The sequence below is a fragment of the Pseudohongiella acticola genome (assembly GCF_001758195.1).
Taxonomy (GTDB): Bacteria; Pseudomonadota; Gammaproteobacteria; order Pseudomonadales; family Pseudohongiellaceae; genus Pseudohongiella; species Pseudohongiella acticola.
Map to the genome: position 1 here is coordinate 161,125 of NZ_MASR01000002.1, position 22,570 is coordinate 183,694.

Here is a 22,570-nt window from a genome sequence, read left to right on the forward strand (position 1 = left end):
CTATCTTAATGATCTTTTTATATTTTTGGTGTTTCGCAGCGCACATCAAAATTCTGTGCGCGATGCCTGAGCAAATGATCCATCAGCACAATCGCCAGCATCGCTTCGGCAATTGGCACCGCGCGAATGCCGACGCAGGGATCATGCCGCCCGGTGGTCACCACCTCAACCGCATTGCCGTCGACGTCGATGGAGCGGCCCGGCAGGCGCAGACTCGAGGTCGGCTTTAGGGCAATGTGTGCGACGATGTCCTGGCCACTGGAGATACCACCCAGCACGCCACCGGCGTTATTGGACAGAAACCCTTCCGGCGTCATTTCATCCCGGTGCTCGGTGCCCTTCTGGCTCACCGACTCGAAACCGGCGCCGATTTCAACACCTTTGACGGCATTGATGCTCATCAATGCATGCGCAATGTCGGCATCCAGCCGGTCAAACACAGGCTCACCCAGCCCTACCGGTACTTTTGACGCCACCACCGAAATCCGGGCGCCAATCGAATTTCCTTCCTTGTTCAGCGCCGCCATGTAGTTTTCCATCTCCGACACTTTGCTGACATCGGGACAGAAAAAGGCATTCTGCTCCACCTGATCCCAGTCGAACTGCTCAGCCTTGATGGGTCCGAGCTGGCTGAGATAGGCACGTACCTGAACCCCAAACTGCTGCTCCAGATACTTCTTGGCAATGGCACCGGCGGCAACGCGCATCGCGGTTTCGCGCGCCGAGGAACGGCCGCCACCACGGTAATCACGCATGCCATACTTCTGCTGATAGGTATAATCAGCATGAGCAGGTCTGAATATATCTTTGATATTGCTATAATCTTTAGACTTTTGATCAGTATTCTCAATCATCAGCCCAATCGGTGTGCCTGTGGTTTTACCTTCAAACACGCCCGACAGTATTTTTACCGCGTCGGCTTCTTTGCGCTGCGTGGTAAAGCGTGACTGGCCTGGTTTACGCCGGTCAAGATCACGCTGCAGGTCTTCGGCTGACAATGCCAGCCCGGGTGGGCAGCCATCAACGATACAGCCCAGTGCCAGCCCATGACTTTCGCCAAAGCTGGTTACAGTAAACAACTTACCTATGGTATTCCCGGACATGTGTTTGGGGCTCCAGCACAACCTGTGTCAATGGCGTCAGCGCGTCGAAAAGGCGCAAATTATACACGAATTCAGCGTTCGGCACGAATCAGCGCGTCACGACCGATGGCCAGTACACCTTCGCCACCACCATCAAAGTCCAGCCAGGTCACCGGAAACTGCGGATAACGTTCATCCAGCAGACCCCAGGTATAACCCAGCTCAAGCACCAGCACACCAGTCGCACTCAGATACCTGGCCGCCTGCCGCAGTATCTGCAGCGGGATGGCCAGACCATCTTCGTCAGACAGCAGCCCCAACGCCGGTTCGCGCTGATATTCGGGTGGCAATGCCGCGACCTCCTGCGCCGACACGTACGGTGGATTGGAGACAATCAGGTCATAGTCGCCCTGCACGCCGGCAAACAGGTCCGAGGTGACTGTTGTAACCCGGTCCTGCAGACCATGACGTTCAATATTCTGTTGTGCCACCACGAGCGCATCGGGTGAAATATCCGCCAGTTCAACCGTCGCCTCGGGGAACATCAATGCGGTCGCGATACCAATACAGCCACTGCCAGTGCACAGATCAAGGACACGTGCTGGCGCTTCCAGCAGCAATGGCTGGTACTGTTGCAGGATCAGTTCGGCAATCGGTGATCGCGGCACCAGCACGCGCTCATCAACATGAAACGGCAGGCCGGCAAACCAGGCCTCGCCCAGCAGGTAAGCCATGGGGACACGCTCGCTGCTGCGTCGCTGCGCCAGACTGTCGATGCGCTGCCATTCGTCAGGCTCTACCTGGCGCCGGGCAACCGCGAGCTGGCTTTGCTCGTCATCACCGAAGGGCAGACCCAGCACCGTGAATACCAGGTACACTGCCTCATCCCAGGGATTGTCGGTGCCGTGGCCGTAAAAAAGCTCCGAAGCTTCAAAAAGCGTGCAACAATGTTCTACACATGTCTGTACATTCATGCCGGGGTTCCTGCTCAATCGCATCGCTGTCAGCAGCGACGCCAAAAATCACTTTACGCTTGCGCAGCGATATCGTACGGTATGCCTCTTTTTTTGACGACACTCTTTATTTTAGTTTTTTAAACCTCTTTTTCATTACACAGGATTTCTCACTGTCATGACCATTGAATCTGCCTACAGTGAAATCATCAGTGCCATCGGCGAGGATCTTTCCCGCCCCGGACTGCGCGACACACCGTTGCGGGCGGCCAAGGCCATCCAGTTTCTGACCCGTGGCTACCAGCAGGACATTGATGACGTGATCAACAACGCCATGTTCCCGTCAGACTCGGAAGAGATGGTGATCGTCAAGAATATCGAATTATATTCCATGTGCGAGCATCATATGTTGCCTTTTATCGGCAAATGTCATGTTGCCTATCTGCCCAAAGGCAAAGTCATCGGGCTGTCGAAAATTGCCCGCATTGTTGACGTGTTTGCCCGTCGCCTGCAGATACAGGAAAACCTGACCAAGGAAATTGCCGAAGTGATCATCCACAAGACCGGCGCCGCCGGGGCTGCCGTGATCATAGAAGCACAGCATATGTGCATGATGATGCGTGGTGTGGAAAAGCAGAATTCGGTGATGACCACCTCATGCATGCTGGGTGCATTTCGCAGCAGCCAGAACACGCGCAATGAGTTTCTGTCACTGATCCAGCGCTAACACCAGTTCGATGCGCTGACCACAGGGGCCCGGTCGACACACAGGGGCCAGCGGTCCCAGTCCATGGGCCTGCATGCGGTCAGCGTCAATACCCGCAGCCACCACCCGATCAATCACGGCACGGGCGCGACGTTCCGATCTTGTCTGTAGCTGCGTCAGCGACCCGCTGTCCTGCAGGTGCCCCACGACATACACTTTCATCAAGGCATTGCGGCGCAGCACATCAACGATCAGGTTGATACCGTCAGCGTTATCCAGTTCGTCATTGTCATTAAAGCTCAGACCGGTGATGACCACCGCGCGCTCTCGCGCCAGGCGCTGTTCCAGCGCCTGCGGGGTGGTGTCGAGCCCCGCCAGTTGTTCCGCCGCCAATGGCGCGGGCAGCTCCAGAAAATCAAGGTGGGCATACATGCGACGATTTCCCCGCGTCACCACATACAGGGCGGCGTAGCCTGCAACCTCTGACTCATCACTGACACCCTGATAGGTGCTGGCCAGGTAGTACTGATTGGTTTCCGGGCCGTACAGAATTCTGTTTTCAAACACATCATTGGCCCAGAAATTACTGCTGCCACAACCGCGACCCTGGCAGGTATACAACGCCTGCTGGCCCTGATTCAGCAGCTGCTCACGATAAAACGCAAAAACTTCTGCTGCCGGAAAGCCATCGGGAATCTCATAGGTGATGCGTCGCAAATGCCCCTGAAAGCGTTCAGCACGACTGGCTGCCACGGTGCCGGCGGCTCGCTGCATGCGCCCCAGCGCCAGGTTGTAAACGGCCGACGTCTGCTGGCGATAATCAACGATGGTGGCGCCGGGAAAGCGCTGAAAACTGGCGTAATCCGAGGATCCGGCGACGTCAGCAACAAGCCGGGGTGAACCCAGTGCCGTAAACAGCAGAAGAATCAGTAATGCGGGACGTCTTCTGTCAAACATCGTTAGCCTTCTTATCGACGACATCGGTCACTCCCATCCCGGGAGCTGCATCCGGTTCAGGGCTGACCGGTTTCTTGCTGGCTGTGGTCTTCCGGACTGCGCTTTTTGCGGCGGTGGTTTTTGTAGCGGAACTGGTTTTTGCCGCTTTCGAGGCTGTTATGGGAGATCTTTCTGCTGCACGCCGCGCGGCGGATTCCGCCATCACCTGTGCCGCCGAGTCGGCAGCGCTATCCATGCCCGGGTCGGTGCTTGCAGTCGCCGTGGAGGGCGGCGTCACGACGGTATCTGCAGCGGTTACGTCATCAACCTCGTCCTCTGTTACCAACGGAAAAGGCGCAAACGGAAACGGTTTTTCTTCACTGTTATAAGTCAGAAATGCCAGTATCTGTGACACATAAAGCGTCAGAGCGCTGCCCAGCCGGCGCAGGTTGCTGTTGTCATCGCCGGTAATCAGACTGAACAGTATCTGGGCCAGCATCAACACCAGTAATACGACACCAACCACGTACAGCGCCACAGCAAAACCGAGCATAAACAGCACGCGCAACCACGCCGAAGTTCTTTTCAGGTTATTCACTAACTCATCAGACATGTCCCAGGCTCCTGTCATTATATTTTTGAGCTGACTCGACCCGGTCACTCATTGGTCAGGTCAGCGTTTTACTGCGGTGTGCCTCGTACTCTACATCCAGCGCGCCTTCACCCAGCATCAGGGCTGAAATAACCTGGCTGACCGGCTTTTCTTCATACACAATCTGATAAAGACCTGAGGCCAGCGGCATATAAATGCCCAGTTCGTCCGCCTTTTCCTTGACCAGCTTCAGGGTGTTGACACCCTCGGCAACTTGTCCGGTCTCGGCGACAGCCTCGGCCAATGATTTCCCCTGCCCCAACGCAAAGCCTACACGAAAATTGCGACTCAGCGAAGATGAACAGGTGACGATAAGATCGCCAACTCCCGACAGGCCCAGAAAGGTCATCGGATCTGCGCCCAGTTCCCGGCCCAGTCTTGCCATTTCAGTGAGGCTGCGAGTGATCAGCATGCCGTTGGTATTCTGTCCCATCCCCATGGCTGAGGCGAGTCCGGCGATGATCGCGTATATGTTCTTCAGGGAACCGCCCAGTTCCACACCAAACATGTCGTCATTGGTATAGACCCGAAAATATTCCGACTTAAGCACATCTCGCACGCGGTCACGGACCTGATCATCCGCGCTGGCAACCACCGTGCCCGCGAGGCTGCGGGCGGCAATCTCACCGGCCAGGTTGGGTCCGCTGAGCACACCAATGCGTGCAGTCGGTGCTTCCTCGCGCATCACCTGGCTCATCAGCAAAAAGCTGCCCGCCTCTATGCCCTTGGTGGTGCTGACCAGTATGGTGTCCGCCGTCAGGGCTGGCAACATCTGCTTCACCACGCTCCGGAAATAGGCACTGGGTACGGCAACAAACACCAGCCGGCTGCCGCTGACCGCCTGCTCAATATCGGCGGTGGCCGTTACGTTATCATCAAGTCTGTATCCGGGCAGGTAGTGCGGGTTCTCGTGGCTGCGATTGACCTCGTCGACCCGGTCCTGGTTCCGCATCCAGAAGTTCACTTTGTAGCCGTTGCCGGCCACGATATTGGCAATCACTGTGCCAAAACTGCCGCCTCCCAGCACGCTGACGGTTTGCGTCGGCATTTCCTTTCTCCCGCTAAATCCGATCGGTATTCAGAATACCCGGTTAAGGCCATCAAGCGCCGCGATGCGATAGGCTTCGGCCATGGTCGGGTAGTTGAACGTGGTATTGAGGAAGTATTTCATGGTGTTGGCCTTGCCGTGCTGCTCCATGATGGCCTGACCAATGTGGACAATCTCCGAGGCCTGGTCACCGAAACAGTGAATACCCAGAATCTCGAGTGTTTCAAAATGGAAGATCAGCTTCAGCATGCCCACCTGCTCACCGGTAATCTGGCCGCGAGCGGTGTTGTTGAAAAACGCCTTACCAACTTCATACGGCACCTGGTCAGCAGTCAGCTCCTGCTCGGTCTTGCCCAGCGTACTGATCTCAGGGATGGTATAGATGCCCGACGCAACCCGGTCGATGGCAACAAATTCATCGGGATCAACAATGGCGTTGCAGGCAGCGCGGCCCTGATCATAAGCGGCGCTGGCCAGCGAAGGCCAGCCGATGATATCACCGGCCGCGTAGATATTTTTCTGTGCGGTCTGATAACGCTCGTTGACCTGCACCTGGCCCCGGGCATTGATTTTAATACCCAGCTCTTCCAGACCCAGCCCATCAGAGTTACCGGCACGGCCATTGGCCCACAGAATGATATCGCTTTTGATCTTTTTGCCCGAAGCCAGGTGGGTGACAACATATTTGTCGTTATACTCGATGGATTCATATGCTTCGTTATGACGGCTGCGCACGCCAATATCGCGCAGGTGGTAACTCAGCGCATCGGATATTTCCCAGTCAAGAAAGGACAGCAGCGACTCGGCCGGATTGATCAGTTCGACCTTGCAGCCCATGCCACCAAAAATGGAGGCGTATTCACAGCCAATAACACCGGCGCCAATCACCGTCACTTTTTTCGGGGAATGATCCAGCGACAGAATCTTGTCGCTGTCGAAAAGGCGGGGGTGCGTAAAGTCGACGCTTTCAGGCCGATAGGGACGCGACCCGGTGGCGACGATAAAGTAATCGGCCTTTAATGTGGGACCTTTGGTTCCCAGCTTGATGGTATTGGCATCAAGGAACGTTGCCTGGCCCTGAATAACTTCAACATCATTTTTTTCGTAATAATTGCTACGCAGGTACACCTGTTCGTCAATCACACGATCAGCGTGACACATGATTTCCTGAAAACTGGGTTTGTGCAGGGTGGCGAATTCGCGCAACAACGGGTTGGAGCGAAACTGCATCATCTGTTTGACGTAGTGTCGCAATGCCTTTGAAGGGATGGTACCCAGGTGCGTGCAGCTGCCGCCCACCTTGTCCCGGTCAGAGATCAACGCAACACGTTTGCCATGCTTGGCGGCATTGATGGCGGCCGATTCGCCGGCCGGGCCGCTGCCAACCACAATGATATCGTAGGAATTTTTTGCCATGCTCGGTGCTGCTCCTGTTTGATCTACTTCGAGGTTTCCTCGCACTTGGCGGGGTTGCCGCCACACAACTCACAGCTTCCTTCGACACCGGCATTGTTCAGACCACCGCAGGAACCCTTGATTGGTTCGCGGCCGAACAGTACACCAATCGCCATGCCGGCGACGACCATCAGCATAATAACCAGACTGGCAATTAACGTTGTCATCATCAGTTCTCCCGGTTGTTGCCGGCTGACGTGCTGTCGTCGTCCGGCAGGTATCTCGTAAAGTGTGAGGTATGGCTACTATCAAAGCCCTCACCCGCTCGTCGCTTGTTAATAAAGTACGCTGCCAGGTTAAGTTGCTCGGACAGCGCAAATGCGCGCTCGGTTCCCATCACCATGAAGGCGGTTGCCAGCGCATCTGCCGTGGCTGCGGTGTCGGTGATGATGTAGACCGCAGCCAGATCATGTGTGACCGGTCGTCCGGTGAATGGATCGATCTCATGAGAGAATCTTACACCATCCTGTTCAAAAAAATTGCGGTAATCGCCTGACCCGGCAATTGCCAGGGGTTGTCCATCGACAACAATGATGTCATGAACCTGGGGCGCGCCCTGCCCCGGCGTTTCTATCGCCGGCACCCAGCTGCTGCCATCGGGCTTGATACCCCGAACGCGCAATTCGCCGCCGATTTCAATAAAATAGCTGTCCAGGCCAACCGCATCCAGGTAATCAGCAATGACATCAGCACCGAAGCCTTTGGCAATACCACTCAGGTCAACCCGCACATCAGCAAGCTTTCTCAGTTGAGGCGGATCCCGACTGACTTCCAGCTGGTGATAACCGACCTGTGCCTGCAACTGCGTGATCTCTGCATCCGTTGGGATGCGTGGCGAACCCGCCATCTCCTGTACCGGCCCAAAACCCCAACGATCAACCAGTGGCCCTACGGTAACATCAAAGTAGCCGTCGGTCAGGTCACTGATCTCCTGCGCTTGCGCCACGACCTCGGCCAGCTCGGCTGACACCTCTACCCAGGGCCCGACTGCCGAGCGATTAAAGCGCGATAATTCGGACTCCGGCGCATAGGTCGACATCAATTCGCGATCGATGCGGTATAGACGCTGCTCAATACCGCTGGCAAGCTCGTTGTCGGAGATGTCGTCCGGGAAACTGGTGACCAGGATACTGTAACGAGTGCCCATGGTTTCGCCGTCAAGCTGATACACCTGAGCCGGGCTGTCCGGCCGCAACCACACCCAGGCGAAAAACAGCGCCAGGAAGGCCAATGTAAAACTGTAACGGCGAAGGTACTTCAACCGGGTTCTCCACCTTGATTATCAGGCCACAAACCAGCCAGGCACGTTAATTCACTAAATACCGGGCCCGCCAAAAACAGACACCAGAAACAGACAGGGGAGCCGGACTGCCAATACACAGCACCTCTGCTCCCCCCGCTCCATACTCCTGCCCCTGATGCGTCGCCCGGGAAAATCGATAATGGGCGACACACGCAGTAAAATCAGGAGAATTCGTCCAGTGCGATATTTTCGTCTTCTACGCCGAGATCTTTCAGCATCTTGATGCACGATGCGTTCATGATGGGCGGACCGCACATGTAGTACTCACAGTCTTCCGGCGCCTCATGATCAATCAGATAATGGTCGCGCACCACGTTGTGAATAAACCCGGTGTAACCTGTCCAGTTGTCTTCAGGTTGCGGCTCAGACAGCGCAACATGCCAGACAAAGTTGTCGTGCTTGGCTGCCAGCTGGTCAAAGTCCTCAACGTAGAACATTTCTTTTTTGCTACGCGCACCATACCAGAAGGAGATTTTGCGGTTGCTGTTAAGTCGACACAGTTGGTCGAAAATGTGTGAACGCATGGGCGCCATACCGGCACCACCACCAATGAACACCATTTCGTTCTCGGTTTCCTTGGCAAAGAATTCGCCGTAAGGACCAAATACCTTGATCTTGTCGCCAGGCTTCATATTAAAGATATAGGACGACATGATACCCGGTGGATAATTGGTGCGAGGTGGCGGCGTCGCTACCCGGATATTGAATTTGATGATACCGAACTCTTCCGGATAGTTGGCCATAGAGTAGGCCCGGATCGTGGTTTCATTGCACTTTGAGCTCAGATCAAACAGACCAAACTTCTGCCAGTCATCGCGGAATCGTTCGTCAATCTCAAAGTCTTTGTATTGTACTTCGTGCGCTGGAATCTCCAGCTGCACGTAACCACCGGCGCGGAAATCGACCACTTCGCCTTCCGGAATCTTCAGCACCAGCTCTTTAATAAAGGTTGCCACGTTGTGATTGGAAATAACTTCGCATTCCCACTGCTTGACACCAAAGAACTCAGGATCAACTTCAACTTTCATATCCTGTTTGACTGCAACCTGGCATGACAGGCGCCAATTTTCCTTGGCTTCACCCATGGTGAAATGACCCGCTTCGGTTGGCAGCATGGAACCACCGCCATCCATGACCTTGCATTTGCACTGGGCGCAAGTACCGCCGCCACCGCAGGCCGAGGAAAGGTAAATACCGGCGTCCGCCAGCGTGTTAAGCAGCTTGCCACCCGCCGGTACGGTGATGGACTTATCCGGGTCACCGTTGATCTCGATCTTCACGTCACCAGAACTGACCAGCTTGGCACGTGCGGCAAGAATCAACATCACCAGCAGCATTACCACGACGGTAAACATCAATGCGCCAGCTACAATCGTTGTGATATCCATTATTTCTGAAACCTTTTCACTTTAACGTGGGTTACAAAACTGTTTACAGCGTCAGACCACTGAAAGACATGAAGCCAAGTGACATCAAGCCGGTACTGACAAACGTGATGCCCAGACCACGCAGACCTGCGGGCACATCGCTGTATTTCATTTTCTCACGAATGCCGGCCAGCAATACGATTGCCAGCGCCCAGCCGAAACCGGCACCAATGCCATACACAACACTCTCGGGGAAGGTGTAGCTACGCTCCACCATGAACAGCGAGGCGCCGAGAATGGCACAGTTCACAGTGATCAGTGGCAGAAACACACCCAGTGCGTTGTAAAGTGCCGGCACAAACTTGTCCAGAAACATCTCCAGGATCTGCACCATCGCCGCGATCACGCCGATGTAACACAGGAAACCCAGAAAGCTGAGGTCAACATCGGGCATGCCTGCCCACGCCAGCGCGCCATCCTTGAGCAGGTAGTGGAAAATCAGGTTGTTCACTGGCACGGTGATCGCCTGCACCACCACCACAGCAATGCCCAGACCGATGGCCGTCTCTACCTTCTTGGACACCGCCAGAAAAGTACACATGCCCAGGAACAGCATGAGTGCCATGTTTTCCACAAACACCGCACTGACAAAAAGACTCAGATAATGTTCCATCAATGCGCTCCTTTCTCAGCAGTGTGCGGGGCCATGACAAATTCGTCTTTCTCAACCTGTTCGGCATACTTGTTGCGCAAAATCCAGATAAAGAAACCGATAATGAAGAAGGCGCTCGGTGCCAGCAGCATCAGACCGTTAGGCTGATACCAGCCGCCATTGGCAACTGTTGGCAGAATAGTGATACCCAGCAGTGTGCCTGAACCAAACAGCTCGCGCAGCGTACCGACAACAATCAACACCACGCTGTAACCGAGGCCATTGCCAATACCGTCCAGGAAACTGGGGATCGGTGGATTCTTCATGGCAAAGGCTTCGGCCCGGCCCATGACAATACAGTTGGTGATGATCAGACCGACAAACACGCTGAGCTGCTTGCTTATCTCGTAGGCAAAGGCTTTCAGAACCTGGTCTACCAAAATTACCAGCGATGCAATAATCGTCATCTGGATGATGATACGAATACTGCTGGGCATGCGATTGCGCAGTGTGGAAATAAACAGATTGGAGAAGGCCGTTACCGTGGTCAGTGCAATACACATCACCAGCGTTACCTGCAGGCTGGTGGTAACCGCAAGCGCCGAACAAACGCCAAGAATCTGCAGCGCAATCGGGTTGTCTGCAAAGATTGGTTTGATCAGAATGGTTTTATTCATCGACATTGTTTAATCCTCTTCAGCTCTGCACTTCATTACGCAGGAAAGGCGCGAAACCACGCTCCCCGAGCCAGAATTCAATCATGTTCTCGACACCGCGGCTGGTCAGAGTCGCGCCTGAAAGCGCGTCCACTTGATAATCGCCCTGACCACCACCTTTGACAACGCGGAACGCAATGTCGCGCTCATCATTGTAGATCTGCTTGCCCAACCACTGTTCCTGCCAGCGCGGGTTGCTGATCTCGCCGCCCAGACCGGGCGTTTCCTGATGATCGTAAAAACCGATACCCCGCACGGTGTTGCCGTCACTTTCAAGTGCCAGGTAACCGTACATGATGCCCCACAGGCCATAACCACTGACCGGAATAACAACGGTTTCGTACTCATCCTGATCATTCTGGATGACATACACGGTGGCATAATCAGCACGTCGGCGCACAGAGGCGACATCTTCCTGCCCGGTGAGCGCTTCGGACATGGCCGGGTCATTTTTGGCTGACTGCTGGTCGAAGGTCTGCGGATCCAGCCCCAGCGTCTGCATTTCTTCATCGGTCAGGTAGCGCCCTTCATCCAGATCTACCATGCGCGGCGTGAATTCTTCAAACATGCCCGCGACATCGGCATTGGTATGCACTTCCGGGTCAAACAGGCCGGCAGCGATCAGGATGTTCTTGTTGCGATCCAGAATCTCATTGGCTGTCTGCATCGGCTTCAGGATCACCGCGGCACTGGAGATGACAATGGAGCACACCACGCACAGGCCAAAAGCCACTTTTAAGGTATTCCCGACGGAGTTCACATTAGACGACATTGCGGGCAATCCTCCGTTTGATGTTGGCTTTCACGACAAAATAGTCGATCAGCGGAGCTGACAGGTTGGCAAACAATATCGCGAGCATCATACCTTCTGGATACGCAGGGTTGAGCACACGGATCATCACGACCATGAAACCGATCAATATGCCGAACACCCATTTGCCGGTGTTGGTCATTGATGCTGACACCGGGTCAGTCGCCATGAACACCATGCCGAAAGCAAAACCACCCAACACCAGGTGCCAGTACCAGGGCGTGGCAAAGGCGGAGTTGGTGTCGGAGCCGATCAGGTTGAGCAGGGTCGAGAAAATCACCATGCCCAGGAACGTACCCAGCATGATTCGCCAGGACGCGATGCGCGTGATCAGCAGTATTGCGGCACCGATCAGTATCGCCAGCGTGGACACCTCGCCTATGGAACCCTGCATACGACCGATGAACGCATCCAGCCAGGTCAGTTGCTCACCGGTTGCCATCATCAGGGCCGGCAGGCCATCGGTAGCGATCTGGCTGAGCGCGGTGGCGCCGGAAAAACCATCCACTGCGGTCCACACCGAGTCACCGGAAATCTGTGGGGCATAAGCAAAAAACAGGAAAGCACGACCGGTGAGGGCCGGGTTGAGGAAGTTCTTGCCGGTGCCGCCAAACACTTCTTTGCCCACGATGATGCCAAAGGAGATACCCAGTGCTGCCTGCCACAACGGCAATGAGGCCGGTACAATCAGGGAGAACAGAATGGAGGTAACAAAAAAGCCTTCGTTGATTTCGTGGCCACGCTTGATAGCAAACAGCACTTCCCAGAAACCACCAACGATGAACACCACGGCGTAAATCGGAATATAGTGGACAGCGCCGTACCAGAAGTTGTCCCAGATGCTGGCGGGATCATTGCCTGCCAGCACACCCAGGATTGCCCCGCGCCAGCCATCGAGCCCTTCCAGGCCCATGTTGACGATTGCCATGTTGGCCTGATAGCCGACATTGTACATACCGTAGAACATGGCCGGGAACGCACACAGCCAGACCGTGATCATGATACGTTTCAGATCGATACCATCGCGCACGTGCGAGCCGGCCACAGTGACTTTGCTCGGGCTGTAGAAAATGGTGTCCACCGCTTCATACAGTGGATACATATTTTCGTATTTGCCGCCTTTCTCAAAATGCGGCGCTAAATCATCGAGTATTTTACGCAGACCCATGTGTCAGATTTCCATTAAGTCTCTTTTTCGATTCGCGTGAGATTGTCACGCAGAATCGGACCGTATTCATATTTGCCCGGGCACACATAGGTGCACAGACCCAGATCATCTTCGTCCAATTCCAGCGCACCCAGATTCATGGCGGTTTCGATATCGCCCACAATCAGGGAACGCAGTAACTGAGTCGGCAGAATATCGAGCGGCATGACTGTCTCGTAGGTGCCAACTGGCACCATGGCGCGCTCGCTGCCATTGGTTGTGGTTGTCATGTCGAGCTTTTTGCCTTTGAACAGGCTGCTCAGGTAAATCCCCAGGTTGGAATGTCGGTTGGCGCCCGGAGACAGATAACCAAACAGAGGTCGCTCACGACCTTCGCGCAGCACCGTCACCTGCTGGTGATAACGCCCCAGGAAATCTTCCGGCGCATTGGCTTTGCGGCCCGACAGAACGGAGCCGGTCACCAGGCGATTTTCACCCTCATTCAGCTCGCCGTCAGTCAGTTCGCTAAGGCTGGCTCCCAGTCGGGTACGCAGTAAACGGGGCTGATTGACCTGAGGGCCGGCCAGAGCGATCAGCCGCTCTGTCCACAGCTGACCGGTAGCAAACAGCTTGCCGGTGGCGATGACATCCTGAAAGCCAATGGTCCAGACCCACTTGTTGAGGCTGACCGGATCCAGGAAATGAATGTGGGTACCACTGAGCCCCGACGGATGCGGACCGGCAAAGGCCTCGATTACAACATTGTCAGCAAAAGCTTCGTTTTCAAGCCCGTCAAAGCTGCCCTCACGACGGCACAGGAATACTTTGCCCTCGGTCAGCCGCGCCAACACGTTAACGCCACGCACAAAATCCTGGGAATACTCACGTGCGACCACTTCCGGGTCCAACGCCAGCGGGTTGCTGTCCATCAGGTTGATGAAGATTGAGGACGGTTTGCTTTCCGGATCCGGCACCTTGCTGAACGGGCGGGTACGCAGCGCCGTCCACAAGCCGGACTGAAGCATGTTCTCAACGACTTTTTCACGCGCCAGCGTTGCAATGTCGGCATCCGGATAGCTGGCAAAGCTGACAGCCTCGTTATCATTGTCATCCAGTTCAATCACCAGCGACAGGAAAACCCGGCGCTCGCCGCGATTGATGGACTTCACGACACCACTGCCCGGGGCGGTGTAAACAACACCCGGCGTTTTTTTGTCGGTGAAAACCGTTTGCCCCAGCTTGACCTTGTCGCCTTCCTTGACTTCCATGGTGGGCTTCATGCCCACGTAGTCATGCCCCAGGACTGCCACTGTGCGGACCGGTCTGGCGTCATGGATCGCCTGTTCCGGAGCGCCATTGATAGGTAAGTCCAACCCGCGCTTAATTCTGATCATTCATCAGGCCTAGTCATAATTTTCAGGATTAACAGTTGTTTGTCATGCACGTGCATCGCAGCGTTTGCTCGCCGCTGGCATTAAGAGATAACACTACCGACAAAGAATGATTGGCGATGGCCGCCAATAATCGGCACAGGTGTCGGCGGGTGCCGTGAAAACGCGCACAATTATAGTGCCAAGCCCGCTGATTTACCAGAATTTTTTATTATTTCCAACGAAAATCGGCACCCGGCTAACCGGGCACCGACATCCCGCGTTTATGCTTCGCGCGGATAAACCCGATAGCTGACGCCGGCCATTTTGTAGACCATGCGCACTACCTGGTTGCAGTAACCAAACTCATTGTCATACCACAGATACAGTACGCAACGGTTGCCATCAACAATGGTCGCGGTGGAGTCGACGATAGCCGCTTCGCGCGAGCCGACAAAATCGCTGGAGACCGCATCCGGGTCCTGCGTGTAGCTGATCTGATCCTGCAATGGCGAGTGCAGTGCCAGTACGCGCAAAAACTCGTTGATTTCGACCTTGCTGGTCTCCGAACCCAGGTTCAGCATCAGGATAGCCATTGACACATTGGGGATGGGGACGCGCACAGCATTGCCGGTGAGTTTCCCGGCCAGCTCGGGCACTGCCTTTACCACGGCCTTGGCGGCCCCGGTTTCCGTCAGCACCATGTTCAGCGCGGCACTGCGGCCACGGCGATTACCGGTATGGTAATTGTCAATCAGGTTCTGGTCATTGGTGTAGGCATGTACGGTTTCCACGTGGCCACTGACCACACCAAACTTGTCGTTGAGTACTTTCAGCACTGGCGCGATGGCATTGGTTGTACAGGAGGCCGCCGTGATGATGGTGTCATCCGGGCTGATCTGGTCATGGTTGATACCATATACAATGTTTTTCAGGTTGCCTTTGCCCGGCGCCGTCAGCATGACCTTGGCCGCCCCTTTGGACTTCAGGTGCAAAGACAGGCCGGCTTCATCGCGCCACTTGCCGGTATTGTCGATCACCAGTGCATCGTTGATACCATACTGCGTATAGTCGATATCGTCAGGACCATTGGCATAAATGATATGAATGACGTTACCGTTGGCTATCAGACAATTGTTTTCTTCATCGATACGCACCGTGCCCTGGAAAGCGCCATGCACAGAGTCTGTGGTAAACAGGCTGGCACGCTTGATCAGGTCACCTTCCTGGCCAGGTCGGACGACAACGGCACGCAGACGCATCACTTCGCCAGTACTGGTGCGCTCGATCAACAGACGGGCAATCAGACGGCCAATGCGGCCAAACCCGTAGAGCACGATATCCTGAGATTTTTCGCTGGGCGGTGTTTTGACACCCACGAGGCTCTTTAACTCGTCGGCAACATAGGAATCGACATCCGGTGCATTGCCTTTTTCCTGCAATTCCATGTACTTGACGGTAAGCTTGCCCAGGTCAATCTGGCAGTGCCACAGGTCCAGTTTGGCAAAGGCCATCAACACCGGGTGACTCTCGAACTCGGACATTTCGTTGCGACCGACCTGACGCACAAAACGATGGGATTTCATGATGCTGGTAACAGATTTGTTATGCAGGGCGCGGCCGTAAATGAATACGCCAACATTGCGCTCACTGTAAAGTCGGCCCACAACAGGAATCATTTCCTGAGCGAGTGCCTCGCGTTGCTTCCAATCACTGAAATAGTCGTCCGGGCTGGGTCTTGTCACGTGGGGTACCTGTCTGCTCGTCGAGTGAATTAAACTGGGTTCTGAAGACGGCGCATATTATCTTGTTATTGAGGCGTCGGTGCAACTTTATCGGCCGCACAGCAGGCGATTAAAGTCGGTGGCCGCGGATGCCATGCAGACCGGTGCGGACCCCGTCCGGGCAATACAGGCCGGTTGGGATTGACTCTCGATTGTGCCAGAATACGCGCCCATTGCCATCAACAAGCCCGACATCATGCCTGCATTCAACCTATTACGCCCCGAGTTGCCCGCTGCCAGGCATTCTGCGCAATGGCCGGTGCTGCCCGACAGCCAGCTCAGTCTGGCGCTGGTGCAGGCCGCTCAACAGGCGCCCGGCCCGCTTCTGGTCATCACCAACAGCAGTGAGGAAGCCGAGCAGCTGCGCCGTGAGCTACAGTTTTTTAGCGCCGGCGCCAGCGGTGACAAAACAGCCGGCGGCGAGCACAACGCGCTGCCGGTTTACACGTTTCCGGACTGGGAAACGCTGCCCTACGATACCTTTTCACCGCATCAGGACATTGTCTCCGAGCGCCTGAATGCGTTGTATCACCTGCCAGACATGCGCCGCGGCATATTGATTGTACCGGTCAACAGCGCCATGCACCGCCTGCCGCCTCCCGCCTATGTGCAGGGCAACAGTCTACAGCTGAGCACCGGTGAAACGCTGGATACCGATACCCTGCGCCAGCGTCTGGTCAACGCCGGCTATCAATACGTCGACTCGGTGTATGAACACGGTGAATTCACTGTGCGCGGCGCCATCATGGACATCTTCCCGATGGGCAGTAAGCTGCCCTACCGAATTGATCTGTTTGACGACGAGATCGAATCGTTGCGCATTTTTGACCCGGAAACCCAGTTATCGCTGGAGAAAGTGACCGATATCCGCCTGCTGCCCGGCAAGGAATACCCGCTTGACGAAAACGGCCGCCGGGGCTTCCGCGCACGCTTTCGTGAGTTATTTGATGTTGATACCCGGCAATGTACCCTGTATCAGGATATCAGCGAGGGCATTCAGAGTGCCGGTGTCGAGTACTATCTGCCACTGTTCTTTGACGACCTCAGCCATCTGTTCGAATACCTGCCAGCCGATACGCTGATTGTGCGCAGCCGGCAGATGGAGCCGCCGGCACTTCGCTTCTGGCATGATATCGAGTCGCGTTACGAAGATCGTCGCCATGATCGCCAGCGCCCGATTCTGGCGCCCGCAACGTTGTTCCTGTCACCCGAGGATGTCTTTCGACATATCAGGAATTTCAGCAGCATTTCCCTGCAAAGCGGCGACGAAACAGTCGGCACTGGCAGTGACTTTCCCAGTCTGGCCGCCGACAACACACGCGCAGAACCGTTGCAGGCCCTGAAAACTTTCCTGATGCAACATGATGGCTTTCGTGTGCTGTTTTGCGCCGAAAGCGCCGGGCGCCGCGAAGTGCTGACCGAGCTGCTGCGCAGTGCCGGACTCAGCCCGGTGCCGGTTGCCAGTTGGCAGGCGTTTGTAGCCGGCTCACAAAGCATTGGCATTTGCATCGCATCGCTGGACAAAGGCCTGCTATTGCCCTCAGAAAAGCTGATGATGATTACCGAGACCCAGCTGCTGGGCCGGAAAATTGCGCAGCGTCGACGGCGTCGCCGCGCCCAGGACAACACTGACTTTATTATCAAAAGCCTGACCGAGCTGCACCTGGGCGCAGCGGTAGTGCATATTGATCATGGTGTCGGACGTTATTGCGGGCTGCAGACACTGACCATCGAGGATGAAACTGCCGAGTTCCTGACCCTGGAATATGCCAACCAGGCCAAACTGTATGTGCCGGTCGCCTCCCTGCACCTGATCAGTCGCTATGGCGGCGCTGATCCCGAGCTGGCCCCGCTCGACAATCTGGGCAGCGATCAGTGGCAGAAGAACAAGCGCAAGGCTGCCGAGAAAATCCGCGATGCGGCGGTGGAGTTGCTGGATATTTATGCCAAACGCGAATCCCGCGGTGGTTTCCCGTTCCGCTGTGACGACATCGACTACGACAAATTTGCCGCCAGTTTTCCGTTTGAAGAAACCCCGGATCAGCTTGACGCCATCAATGGCGTGATCGCCGATATGCAGTCCGCCCGCAGCATGGACAGACTGGTGTGTGGCGACGTCGGCTTTGGCAAAACCGAAGTGGCGATGCGGGCAGCCTTCATTGCCGTACAGAACCACAAACAGGTGGTGATGCTGGTGCCGACCACCCTGCTTGCGCAACAGCACCATGACAGTTTCCGTGACCGCTTTGCTGACTGGCCAGTCAATATTGATCTGATCTCGCGGTTCCGTTCCGGCAAGGAGCAGGATGCCACGCTGGAAAAGATTCGCACTGGCAAGGTCGACATTGTTATCGGTACTCACAAGCTGTTACAGAATTCAATCAAGTACAAAGACCTGGGTCTGCTGATCATTGATGAGGAACATCGGTTTGGCGTGCAGCAGAAAGAGCGCATCAAGGCATTGCGTGCGGAGGTCGATATCCTGACACTGACAGCAACACCAATTCCGCGCACACTGAACATGGCCATGTCCGGCGTGCGCGACCTGTCCCTTATTGTGACGCCACCGGCCAAACGCCTGTCGGTTAAAACCTTCATTCGCGAACAGCAGGACAGCCTGGTCAAAGAGGCCATCCTGCGCGAACTGTTGCGCGGCGGCCAACTGTTCTATCTGCACAACGAAGTCAAAACCATTGAGCGAACTGCCGAACATCTGCGCGAACTGGTGCCTGAGGCACGGGTTTGTGTAGCTCACGGGCAGCTACCGGAACGTGAACTGGAAGTCATCATGGCCGACTTCTATCACAAGCGTTACAACATTCTGGTGTGTTCAACCATTATCGAGACCGGCATCGATGTTCCCAGCGCCAATACCATCATCATCGACCGGGCTGACAAACTGGGTCTGGCGCAACTGCACCAGCTTCGCGGACGCGTTGGCCGTTCTCACCACCAGGCTTATGCCTACCTGCTGACACCGCCGCAAAAATCGATGTCCGCGGACGCCAACAAACGTCTTGATGCCATCACCGCAGCCAGCACCTTGGGCGCCGGTTTCACGCTGGCCAGCCACGATCTGGAGATTCGCGGTGCCGGCGAAATTCTGGGCGAGGAACAGACCGGTCACATGCAGAAGATCGGTTTTACGTTGTACACGGAAATGCTGGAAGAAGCCGTCAAGGCCATTCGGGAAGGTCGTACGCCCAATATCGATCTGGTGCTGCAAAGCGGCAGCGAAATCAACCTGCGGGTACCGGCACTGATACCGGAAGACTACCTGCCCGATATCCACACCCGCCTGATCATGTACAAACGCATTGCCGGTGCCCGCGACGATGAAGAACTGCGTGATCTGCAGATTGAAATGATTGACCGTTTTGGCCTGCTACCCGATTCCGCCCGCATCCTGTTTTCAGTGACTGAGCTGAAATTGCGTGCTGAGGCCATGGGCATCAACAAGATTGACGCCAGCGCTCAGACCGGACGCATTGTGTTCCGACAGCACACCCGTGTAGACCCATTGTCCATCGTGCAACTGGTGCAGAAACATTCGCGCCTGTACAAGCTCACCGGCCCTACCCAGCTGGGGTTCACACACGGGCAGGAGCAGGCCGTGGCCCGCATCGAATTCATCAACAAGACGCTTGATCAGCTTCGGCTTACGGCTCAGCAGTAGATTTTGGGGCCACCGCTGCCGGATCATCCGGCCCGCGTCGGAGACGATCAAAATAATCCCGCGCCGCGGCGGTAACCTTGCCTGCTAACAGAAAGGTGACCGTCATCGTGGGCACTGCCATCAACGCATAACCCGAATCGATAATGGCAAACACTGCCTCCAGCGGGATGATGGCGCCGACCAGTACCAACAGCGTGTAATAATACTTGTAACTGTCCTGTCGGTGGGCCCCTATCAGGAAACCAAGACACTTGGCGCCATAGTACCAGAAGGTAAACATGGTGCTGGACGCAAAGATCAGGACCACAAAGGCAATCAAGTAGGCGCCGACATTGCCCGGCAACACCTGGGAAAAGGCCATGGCTGTCATGGTGACACCGTCCACCAGACCGTCCTGCCAGACGCCGGTCACCAGAATCACCAGCGCCGTGCAGGTACAGACGATCAGGGTATCAATCACCGGCCCCATCATCGCCACCAGCCCCTCTCGCACCGGCTCTTCGGTCTTGGCGGCACCGTGCGCCATAACCTCGGTGCCGATGCCGGCTTCATTGGAGAATGCACCGCGCATCACACCAATGGTCATTACCCCGACCAGACCACCGCCCACGGCCTGAGGCGAGAACGCCTCACGTACGATCAACCATAAATAGCCCGGCAATTCCGTCACGTGAACGGCCAGTACCAGCAGCGTCATGATCATGTACAGCGCCACCATTGACGGCACCAGGCGCACGGCAACATAGCCTACACGTTTGACGCCACCAAAGATGACTGAGGCAACCAGCGCGGCCGCAAACAGCCCAAACAACAGATTGAACAGGAAGGGTTCGTTGCCGTTGGCCAGGCCAGCCGGCACAAACACCACTTCCCGCATGACCTGGGTCAGCTGATTGATCTGTACAATCGGTAAGGTACCGACCAGTGCCGCTGCCGCAAACAGCGTCGCCAACCAGTGCCAGCGCTTGCTCAGGCCTTCACGGATAATATACATGGGGCCGCCCTGCACATCACCGCGACTGTCCTTGCCACGGTACATAACCGCCAGCGTGCAGGTGAAGAATTTGGTGGCGACGCCGACCACGGCTGTTACCCACATCCAGAACACGGCACCGGGGCCACCCAGACCAATGGCCAGTGCCACGCCGGCAATATTGCCCATGCCCAAGGTCCCGGACAGCGCAGCCGACAAGGCCTGTATATGACTCAGATCGCCTGGGTCGTCCTTGTTGTCATAACGTCCGCTGAGAATGGCAATGGCATGAGGAAAATAGCGGTAAGGTTGCAAACGGCTGATGACCGCAAAATAGACACCACCACCCACCAGCAGAATAATCAGGGGGATGCCCCACAAGAATCCAGCCAGTGCCTGCAGGCCATGTGTTATTGCATCCATCAGCTCTTCACCTTTGTTTTGATAGACATTATTGTTAACTTATTCAGTTGCCTCAGTTAAGAGTACCAGACTCTTACACAGAGTGAAAAACTGCCCGGATCTATTACCCAATGAACATTGACTCATCTCAGGCTCTGCGCAAGAATACAGGGCGAGTGCCTGCAGCGCATTGCATCGTCATACTCTGTTGACGCCCTATAGATGGCACTCTATCGCAAGAAGGAAGCGGCCGAACCCGAGCGCCCCAGCAATGAGCGATTAATGAGAAAGAAACGACTGCTGATCATCAATGACGACCCCACTGTTAGCCAGACTCTCCAGTCCCTGGCCAAAACCAGTGGATTTGAGGTTATCACCACCGATACCAACATTGCGTTTTTTGCGCAGCTCGCCCTGTTCGAGCCCGATGTCATCATCGCTGATATCGAAATGTCCATGCAGGACTGTCTTCGCATGGTTGATCAACTGGTAGAGTTAAACCCGAGAGCCCAGCTGGTCATTTTAAGCAACCTCGATAACAGTTCACTGGACACCATCGCACAGCATGCAACCGGACTGGAATTGATCGTGCTCGGTATTCTGCATAAACCCGCGCCAGCCGAAAAAGTGCTGCAACTGCTAAAACTGTACCTCAATGCTGGCAAACGCGGACTCATCAATCGTAATGCCTGGCAGGGGCAGGTTCACAACAAAAACTGGATGCCAACGCAGTCGGACCTGATTGAGGTGATAGAAAAAGATCTGCTGACATTGCGCTATCAACCCAAGCTGGATTGCGTAACGGGCAGCCTTATCGGTTTCGAAGCCCTGGCAAGATGGGAGATTGAAGGCAAAGGCACTATCACACCCGATGTATTTGTACCTCTGGCTGAAAACAGCCATTTAATGAGCGTGCTCACATGCAATATAGCAAGGCGCGGGCTACGCTGCCTCAGCACAATCCAGGCGTCTCCGTTTCTGTCCAGGCGTAACTCGCACACAGAGTTTTCCGCGGCACCTTTGACCCTGTCGCTGAATCTGAGTGTGAAATGCTTGGAAGATCAGGATATGCCGGAAAAACTACAGGAAATATGCCAGCAAACCGGTGTCGATCCGACCAGCATCGTCATAGAAATAGGTGAGTCCAGTGTCATGCAAGACCCCGAAGACCTTTTGCAGGCACTGAATAAATTTCACAAACTCGGGTTCCAGTTGGCGATCGACGACTTTGGTACCAGTTTTTCCTCAATGCTCTATCTGGTCAGGATGCCTCTTAGTGAAATCAAAATTGACAAGGATTTTGTCCGCATCGCCGATGATTCTGAAGAAGCCCGCTCCATAATCAAATGCAGCGTAGAGCTGGCAGGCAGTCTCGGTATCAGATCAGTGGCAGCAGGCGTAGAAACTGAGGCGACGCTGCAGTATCTGAAGACATGTGGTTGTGATGCTTTTCAGGGTTATTTGGTATCCAGGCCCGTTGATGAAGATAAGGTGCTGGCTTGGAGTAAACAGTATTGCGAGTCTGTTCACTAGTGGT

The 22,570-nt window shown here is 55.1% G+C and carries 19 protein-coding genes; 3 read left to right on the forward strand and 16 right to left on the reverse strand.

Going from position 1 to position 22,570, the window contains the following annotated elements; genetic code table 11:
- Nucleotides 1-17: 17 nt before the first annotated feature.
- Together aroC and prmB are read right to left on the reverse strand one after the other, a co-directional pair.
- Nucleotides 18-1,103: a chorismate synthase gene (gene aroC, locus PHACT_RS13050; protein WP_070118721.1), complete on the reverse strand. Its 1,086-nt coding sequence runs from the start codon at nucleotides 1,101-1,103 to the stop codon at nucleotides 18-20.
- A 71-nt stretch (nucleotides 1,104-1,174) separates the two neighbouring features.
- A complete protein-coding gene (gene prmB / locus PHACT_RS13055) occupies nucleotides 1,175-2,056 on the reverse strand; it encodes a 50S ribosomal protein L3 N(5)-glutamine methyltransferase (RefSeq protein WP_245730797.1) in 882 nt (293 codons plus the stop codon).
- A gap of 157 nt (nucleotides 2,057-2,213) precedes the next feature.
- Between prmB and folE the strand changes: the two genes are divergently transcribed.
- On the forward strand, nucleotides 2,214-2,762 hold the full coding sequence (gene folE, locus PHACT_RS13060; protein WP_070118722.1) for a GTP cyclohydrolase I FolE: 549 nt from the start codon (nucleotides 2,214-2,216) through the stop codon (nucleotides 2,760-2,762).
- On the opposite strand, the gene PHACT_RS13065 is transcribed toward folE, so the two are convergent.
- The 13 genes from PHACT_RS13065 to PHACT_RS13125 form a co-directional block, all read right to left on the reverse strand.
- Nucleotides 2,745-3,698 carry a DUF4892 domain-containing protein gene (locus PHACT_RS13065; protein WP_070118723.1) on the reverse strand — a complete coding sequence of 318 codons (954 nt, stop codon included), beginning with the start codon at nucleotides 3,696-3,698 and terminating at the stop codon, nucleotides 2,745-2,747. The two genes, folE and PHACT_RS13065, sit on opposite strands and share 18 nt — an antisense overlap.
- Nucleotides 3,691-4,290, reverse strand: a complete 600-nt coding sequence (locus PHACT_RS13070; RefSeq protein ID WP_070118724.1) for a DUF4389 domain-containing protein — start codon at nucleotides 4,288-4,290, stop codon at nucleotides 3,691-3,693. The genes PHACT_RS13065 and PHACT_RS13070 overlap by 8 nt, the downstream gene beginning before the upstream one ends.
- A gap of 55 nt (nucleotides 4,291-4,345) precedes the next feature.
- On the reverse strand, nucleotides 4,346-5,377 hold the full coding sequence (locus tag PHACT_RS13075) for an NAD(P)H-dependent glycerol-3-phosphate dehydrogenase (protein WP_070118725.1): 1,032 nt from the start codon (nucleotides 5,375-5,377) through the stop codon (nucleotides 4,346-4,348).
- Nucleotides 5,378-5,407: 30 nt separating this feature from the next.
- Nucleotides 5,408-6,793 carry a Si-specific NAD(P)(+) transhydrogenase gene (sthA, locus tag PHACT_RS13080; protein WP_070118726.1) on the reverse strand — a complete coding sequence of 462 codons (1,386 nt, stop codon included), beginning with the start codon at nucleotides 6,791-6,793 and terminating at the stop codon, nucleotides 5,408-5,410.
- Nucleotides 6,794-6,816: 23 nt separating this feature from the next.
- The gene (nqrM, locus tag PHACT_RS13085; RefSeq protein WP_245730798.1) at nucleotides 6,817-7,002 is read right to left on the reverse strand and encodes a (Na+)-NQR maturation NqrM; all 186 of its coding nucleotides are present in this window, start codon (nucleotides 7,000-7,002) and stop codon (nucleotides 6,817-6,819) included.
- Nucleotides 7,002-8,093, reverse strand: a complete 1,092-nt coding sequence (locus tag PHACT_RS13090; protein WP_070118727.1) for an FAD:protein FMN transferase — start codon at nucleotides 8,091-8,093, stop codon at nucleotides 7,002-7,004. Before PHACT_RS13090 ends, nqrM begins: the two co-directional genes overlap by 1 nt.
- Before the next feature lie 203 nt (nucleotides 8,094-8,296).
- The gene (nqrF, locus tag PHACT_RS13095) at nucleotides 8,297-9,523 is read right to left on the reverse strand and encodes an NADH:ubiquinone reductase (Na(+)-transporting) subunit F (RefSeq protein WP_070118728.1); all 1,227 of its coding nucleotides are present in this window, start codon (nucleotides 9,521-9,523) and stop codon (nucleotides 8,297-8,299) included.
- A 43-nt stretch (nucleotides 9,524-9,566) separates the two neighbouring features.
- On the reverse strand, nucleotides 9,567-10,175 hold the full coding sequence (gene nqrE, locus PHACT_RS13100) for an NADH:ubiquinone reductase (Na(+)-transporting) subunit E (RefSeq protein ID WP_070118729.1): 609 nt from the start codon (nucleotides 10,173-10,175) through the stop codon (nucleotides 9,567-9,569).
- Nucleotides 10,175-10,837, reverse strand: a complete 663-nt coding sequence (locus tag PHACT_RS13105; protein WP_070118730.1) for an NADH:ubiquinone reductase (Na(+)-transporting) subunit D — start codon at nucleotides 10,835-10,837, stop codon at nucleotides 10,175-10,177. The genes nqrE and PHACT_RS13105 overlap by 1 nt, the downstream gene beginning before the upstream one ends.
- A 13-nt stretch (nucleotides 10,838-10,850) precedes the next feature.
- On the reverse strand, nucleotides 10,851-11,642 hold the full coding sequence (locus PHACT_RS13110) for a Na(+)-translocating NADH-quinone reductase subunit C (protein WP_070118731.1): 792 nt from the start codon (nucleotides 11,640-11,642) through the stop codon (nucleotides 10,851-10,853).
- Entirely contained in the window at nucleotides 11,632-12,849 is a 1,218-nt protein-coding gene (locus tag PHACT_RS13115; protein WP_070118732.1) for an NADH:ubiquinone reductase (Na(+)-transporting) subunit B, read from the reverse strand. Before PHACT_RS13115 ends, PHACT_RS13110 begins: the two co-directional genes overlap by 11 nt.
- 14 nt (nucleotides 12,850-12,863) lie before the next feature.
- Complete coding sequence (locus PHACT_RS13120; RefSeq protein WP_070118733.1) at nucleotides 12,864-14,222, reverse strand: Na(+)-translocating NADH-quinone reductase subunit A; 1,359 nt, start codon at nucleotides 14,220-14,222, stop codon at nucleotides 12,864-12,866.
- A 260-nt stretch (nucleotides 14,223-14,482) separates the two neighbouring features.
- On the reverse strand, nucleotides 14,483-15,943 hold the full coding sequence (locus PHACT_RS13125; protein ID WP_070118734.1) for a glyceraldehyde-3-phosphate dehydrogenase: 1,461 nt from the start codon (nucleotides 15,941-15,943) through the stop codon (nucleotides 14,483-14,485).
- Nucleotides 15,944-16,178: 235 nt separating this feature from the next.
- On the opposite strand from PHACT_RS13125, the gene mfd reads away from it, so the two are divergent.
- Nucleotides 16,179-19,658, forward strand: coding sequence for a transcription-repair coupling factor (gene mfd, locus PHACT_RS13130; RefSeq protein ID WP_070118924.1), 3,480 nt, complete (start codon nucleotides 16,179-16,181; stop codon nucleotides 19,656-19,658).
- On the opposite strand, the gene PHACT_RS13135 is transcribed toward mfd, so the two are convergent.
- On the reverse strand, nucleotides 19,642-21,054 hold the full coding sequence (locus PHACT_RS13135; protein ID WP_070118735.1) for an alanine/glycine:cation symporter family protein: 1,413 nt from the start codon (nucleotides 21,052-21,054) through the stop codon (nucleotides 19,642-19,644). The genes mfd and PHACT_RS13135 overlap by 17 nt on opposite strands.
- Before the next feature lie 261 nt (nucleotides 21,055-21,315).
- Between PHACT_RS13135 and PHACT_RS13140 the strand changes: the two genes are divergently transcribed.
- Nucleotides 21,316-22,566 (forward strand): EAL domain-containing response regulator, encoded by a 1,251-nt coding sequence (locus tag PHACT_RS13140; RefSeq protein WP_070118736.1) that lies wholly within the window; start codon nucleotides 21,316-21,318, stop codon nucleotides 22,564-22,566.
- Nucleotides 22,567-22,570 lie beyond the last annotated feature (4 nt).

Coding starts and splice junctions, on each gene's coding strand:
- aroC (WP_070118721.1), bottom strand. CDS start 1,103: ATGTCCGGGAATACCATAGGTAAGTTGTTTACTGTAACCAGCTTTGGC.
- prmB (WP_245730797.1), bottom strand. CDS start 2,056: ATGAATGTACAGACATGTGTAGAACATTGTTGCACGCTTTTTGAAGCT.
- folE (WP_070118722.1), top strand. CDS start 2,214: ATGACCATTGAATCTGCCTACAGTGAAATCATCAGTGCCATCGGCGAG.
- PHACT_RS13065 (WP_070118723.1), bottom strand. CDS start 3,698: ATGTTTGACAGAAGACGTCCCGCATTACTGATTCTTCTGCTGTTTACG.
- PHACT_RS13070 (WP_070118724.1), bottom strand. CDS start 4,290: ATGTCTGATGAGTTAGTGAATAACCTGAAAAGAACTTCGGCGTGGTTG.
- PHACT_RS13075 (WP_070118725.1), bottom strand. CDS start 5,377: ATGCCGACGCAAACCGTCAGCGTGCTGGGAGGCGGCAGTTTTGGCACA.
- sthA (WP_070118726.1), bottom strand. CDS start 6,793: ATGGCAAAAAATTCCTACGATATCATTGTGGTTGGCAGCGGCCCGGCC.
- nqrM (WP_245730798.1), bottom strand. CDS start 7,002: ATGATGACAACGTTAATTGCCAGTCTGGTTATTATGCTGATGGTCGTC.
- nqrF (WP_070118728.1), bottom strand. CDS start 9,523: ATGGATATCACAACGATTGTAGCTGGCGCATTGATGTTTACCGTCGTG.
- nqrE (WP_070118729.1), bottom strand. CDS start 10,175: ATGGAACATTATCTGAGTCTTTTTGTCAGTGCGGTGTTTGTGGAAAAC.
- PHACT_RS13105 (WP_070118730.1), bottom strand. CDS start 10,837: ATGTCGATGAATAAAACCATTCTGATCAAACCAATCTTTGCAGACAAC.
- PHACT_RS13110 (WP_070118731.1), bottom strand. CDS start 11,642: ATGTCGTCTAATGTGAACTCCGTCGGGAATACCTTAAAAGTGGCTTTT.
- PHACT_RS13115 (WP_070118732.1), bottom strand. CDS start 12,849: ATGGGTCTGCGTAAAATACTCGATGATTTAGCGCCGCATTTTGAGAAA.
- PHACT_RS13120 (WP_070118733.1), bottom strand. CDS start 14,222: ATGATCAGAATTAAGCGCGGGTTGGACTTACCTATCAATGGCGCTCCG.
- mfd (WP_070118924.1), top strand. CDS start 16,179: ATGCCTGCATTCAACCTATTACGCCCCGAGTTGCCCGCTGCCAGGCAT.
- PHACT_RS13135 (WP_070118735.1), bottom strand. CDS start 21,054: ATGGATGCAATAACACATGGCCTGCAGGCACTGGCTGGATTCTTGTGG.
- PHACT_RS13140 (WP_070118736.1), top strand. CDS start 21,316: ATGAGAAAGAAACGACTGCTGATCATCAATGACGACCCCACTGTTAGC.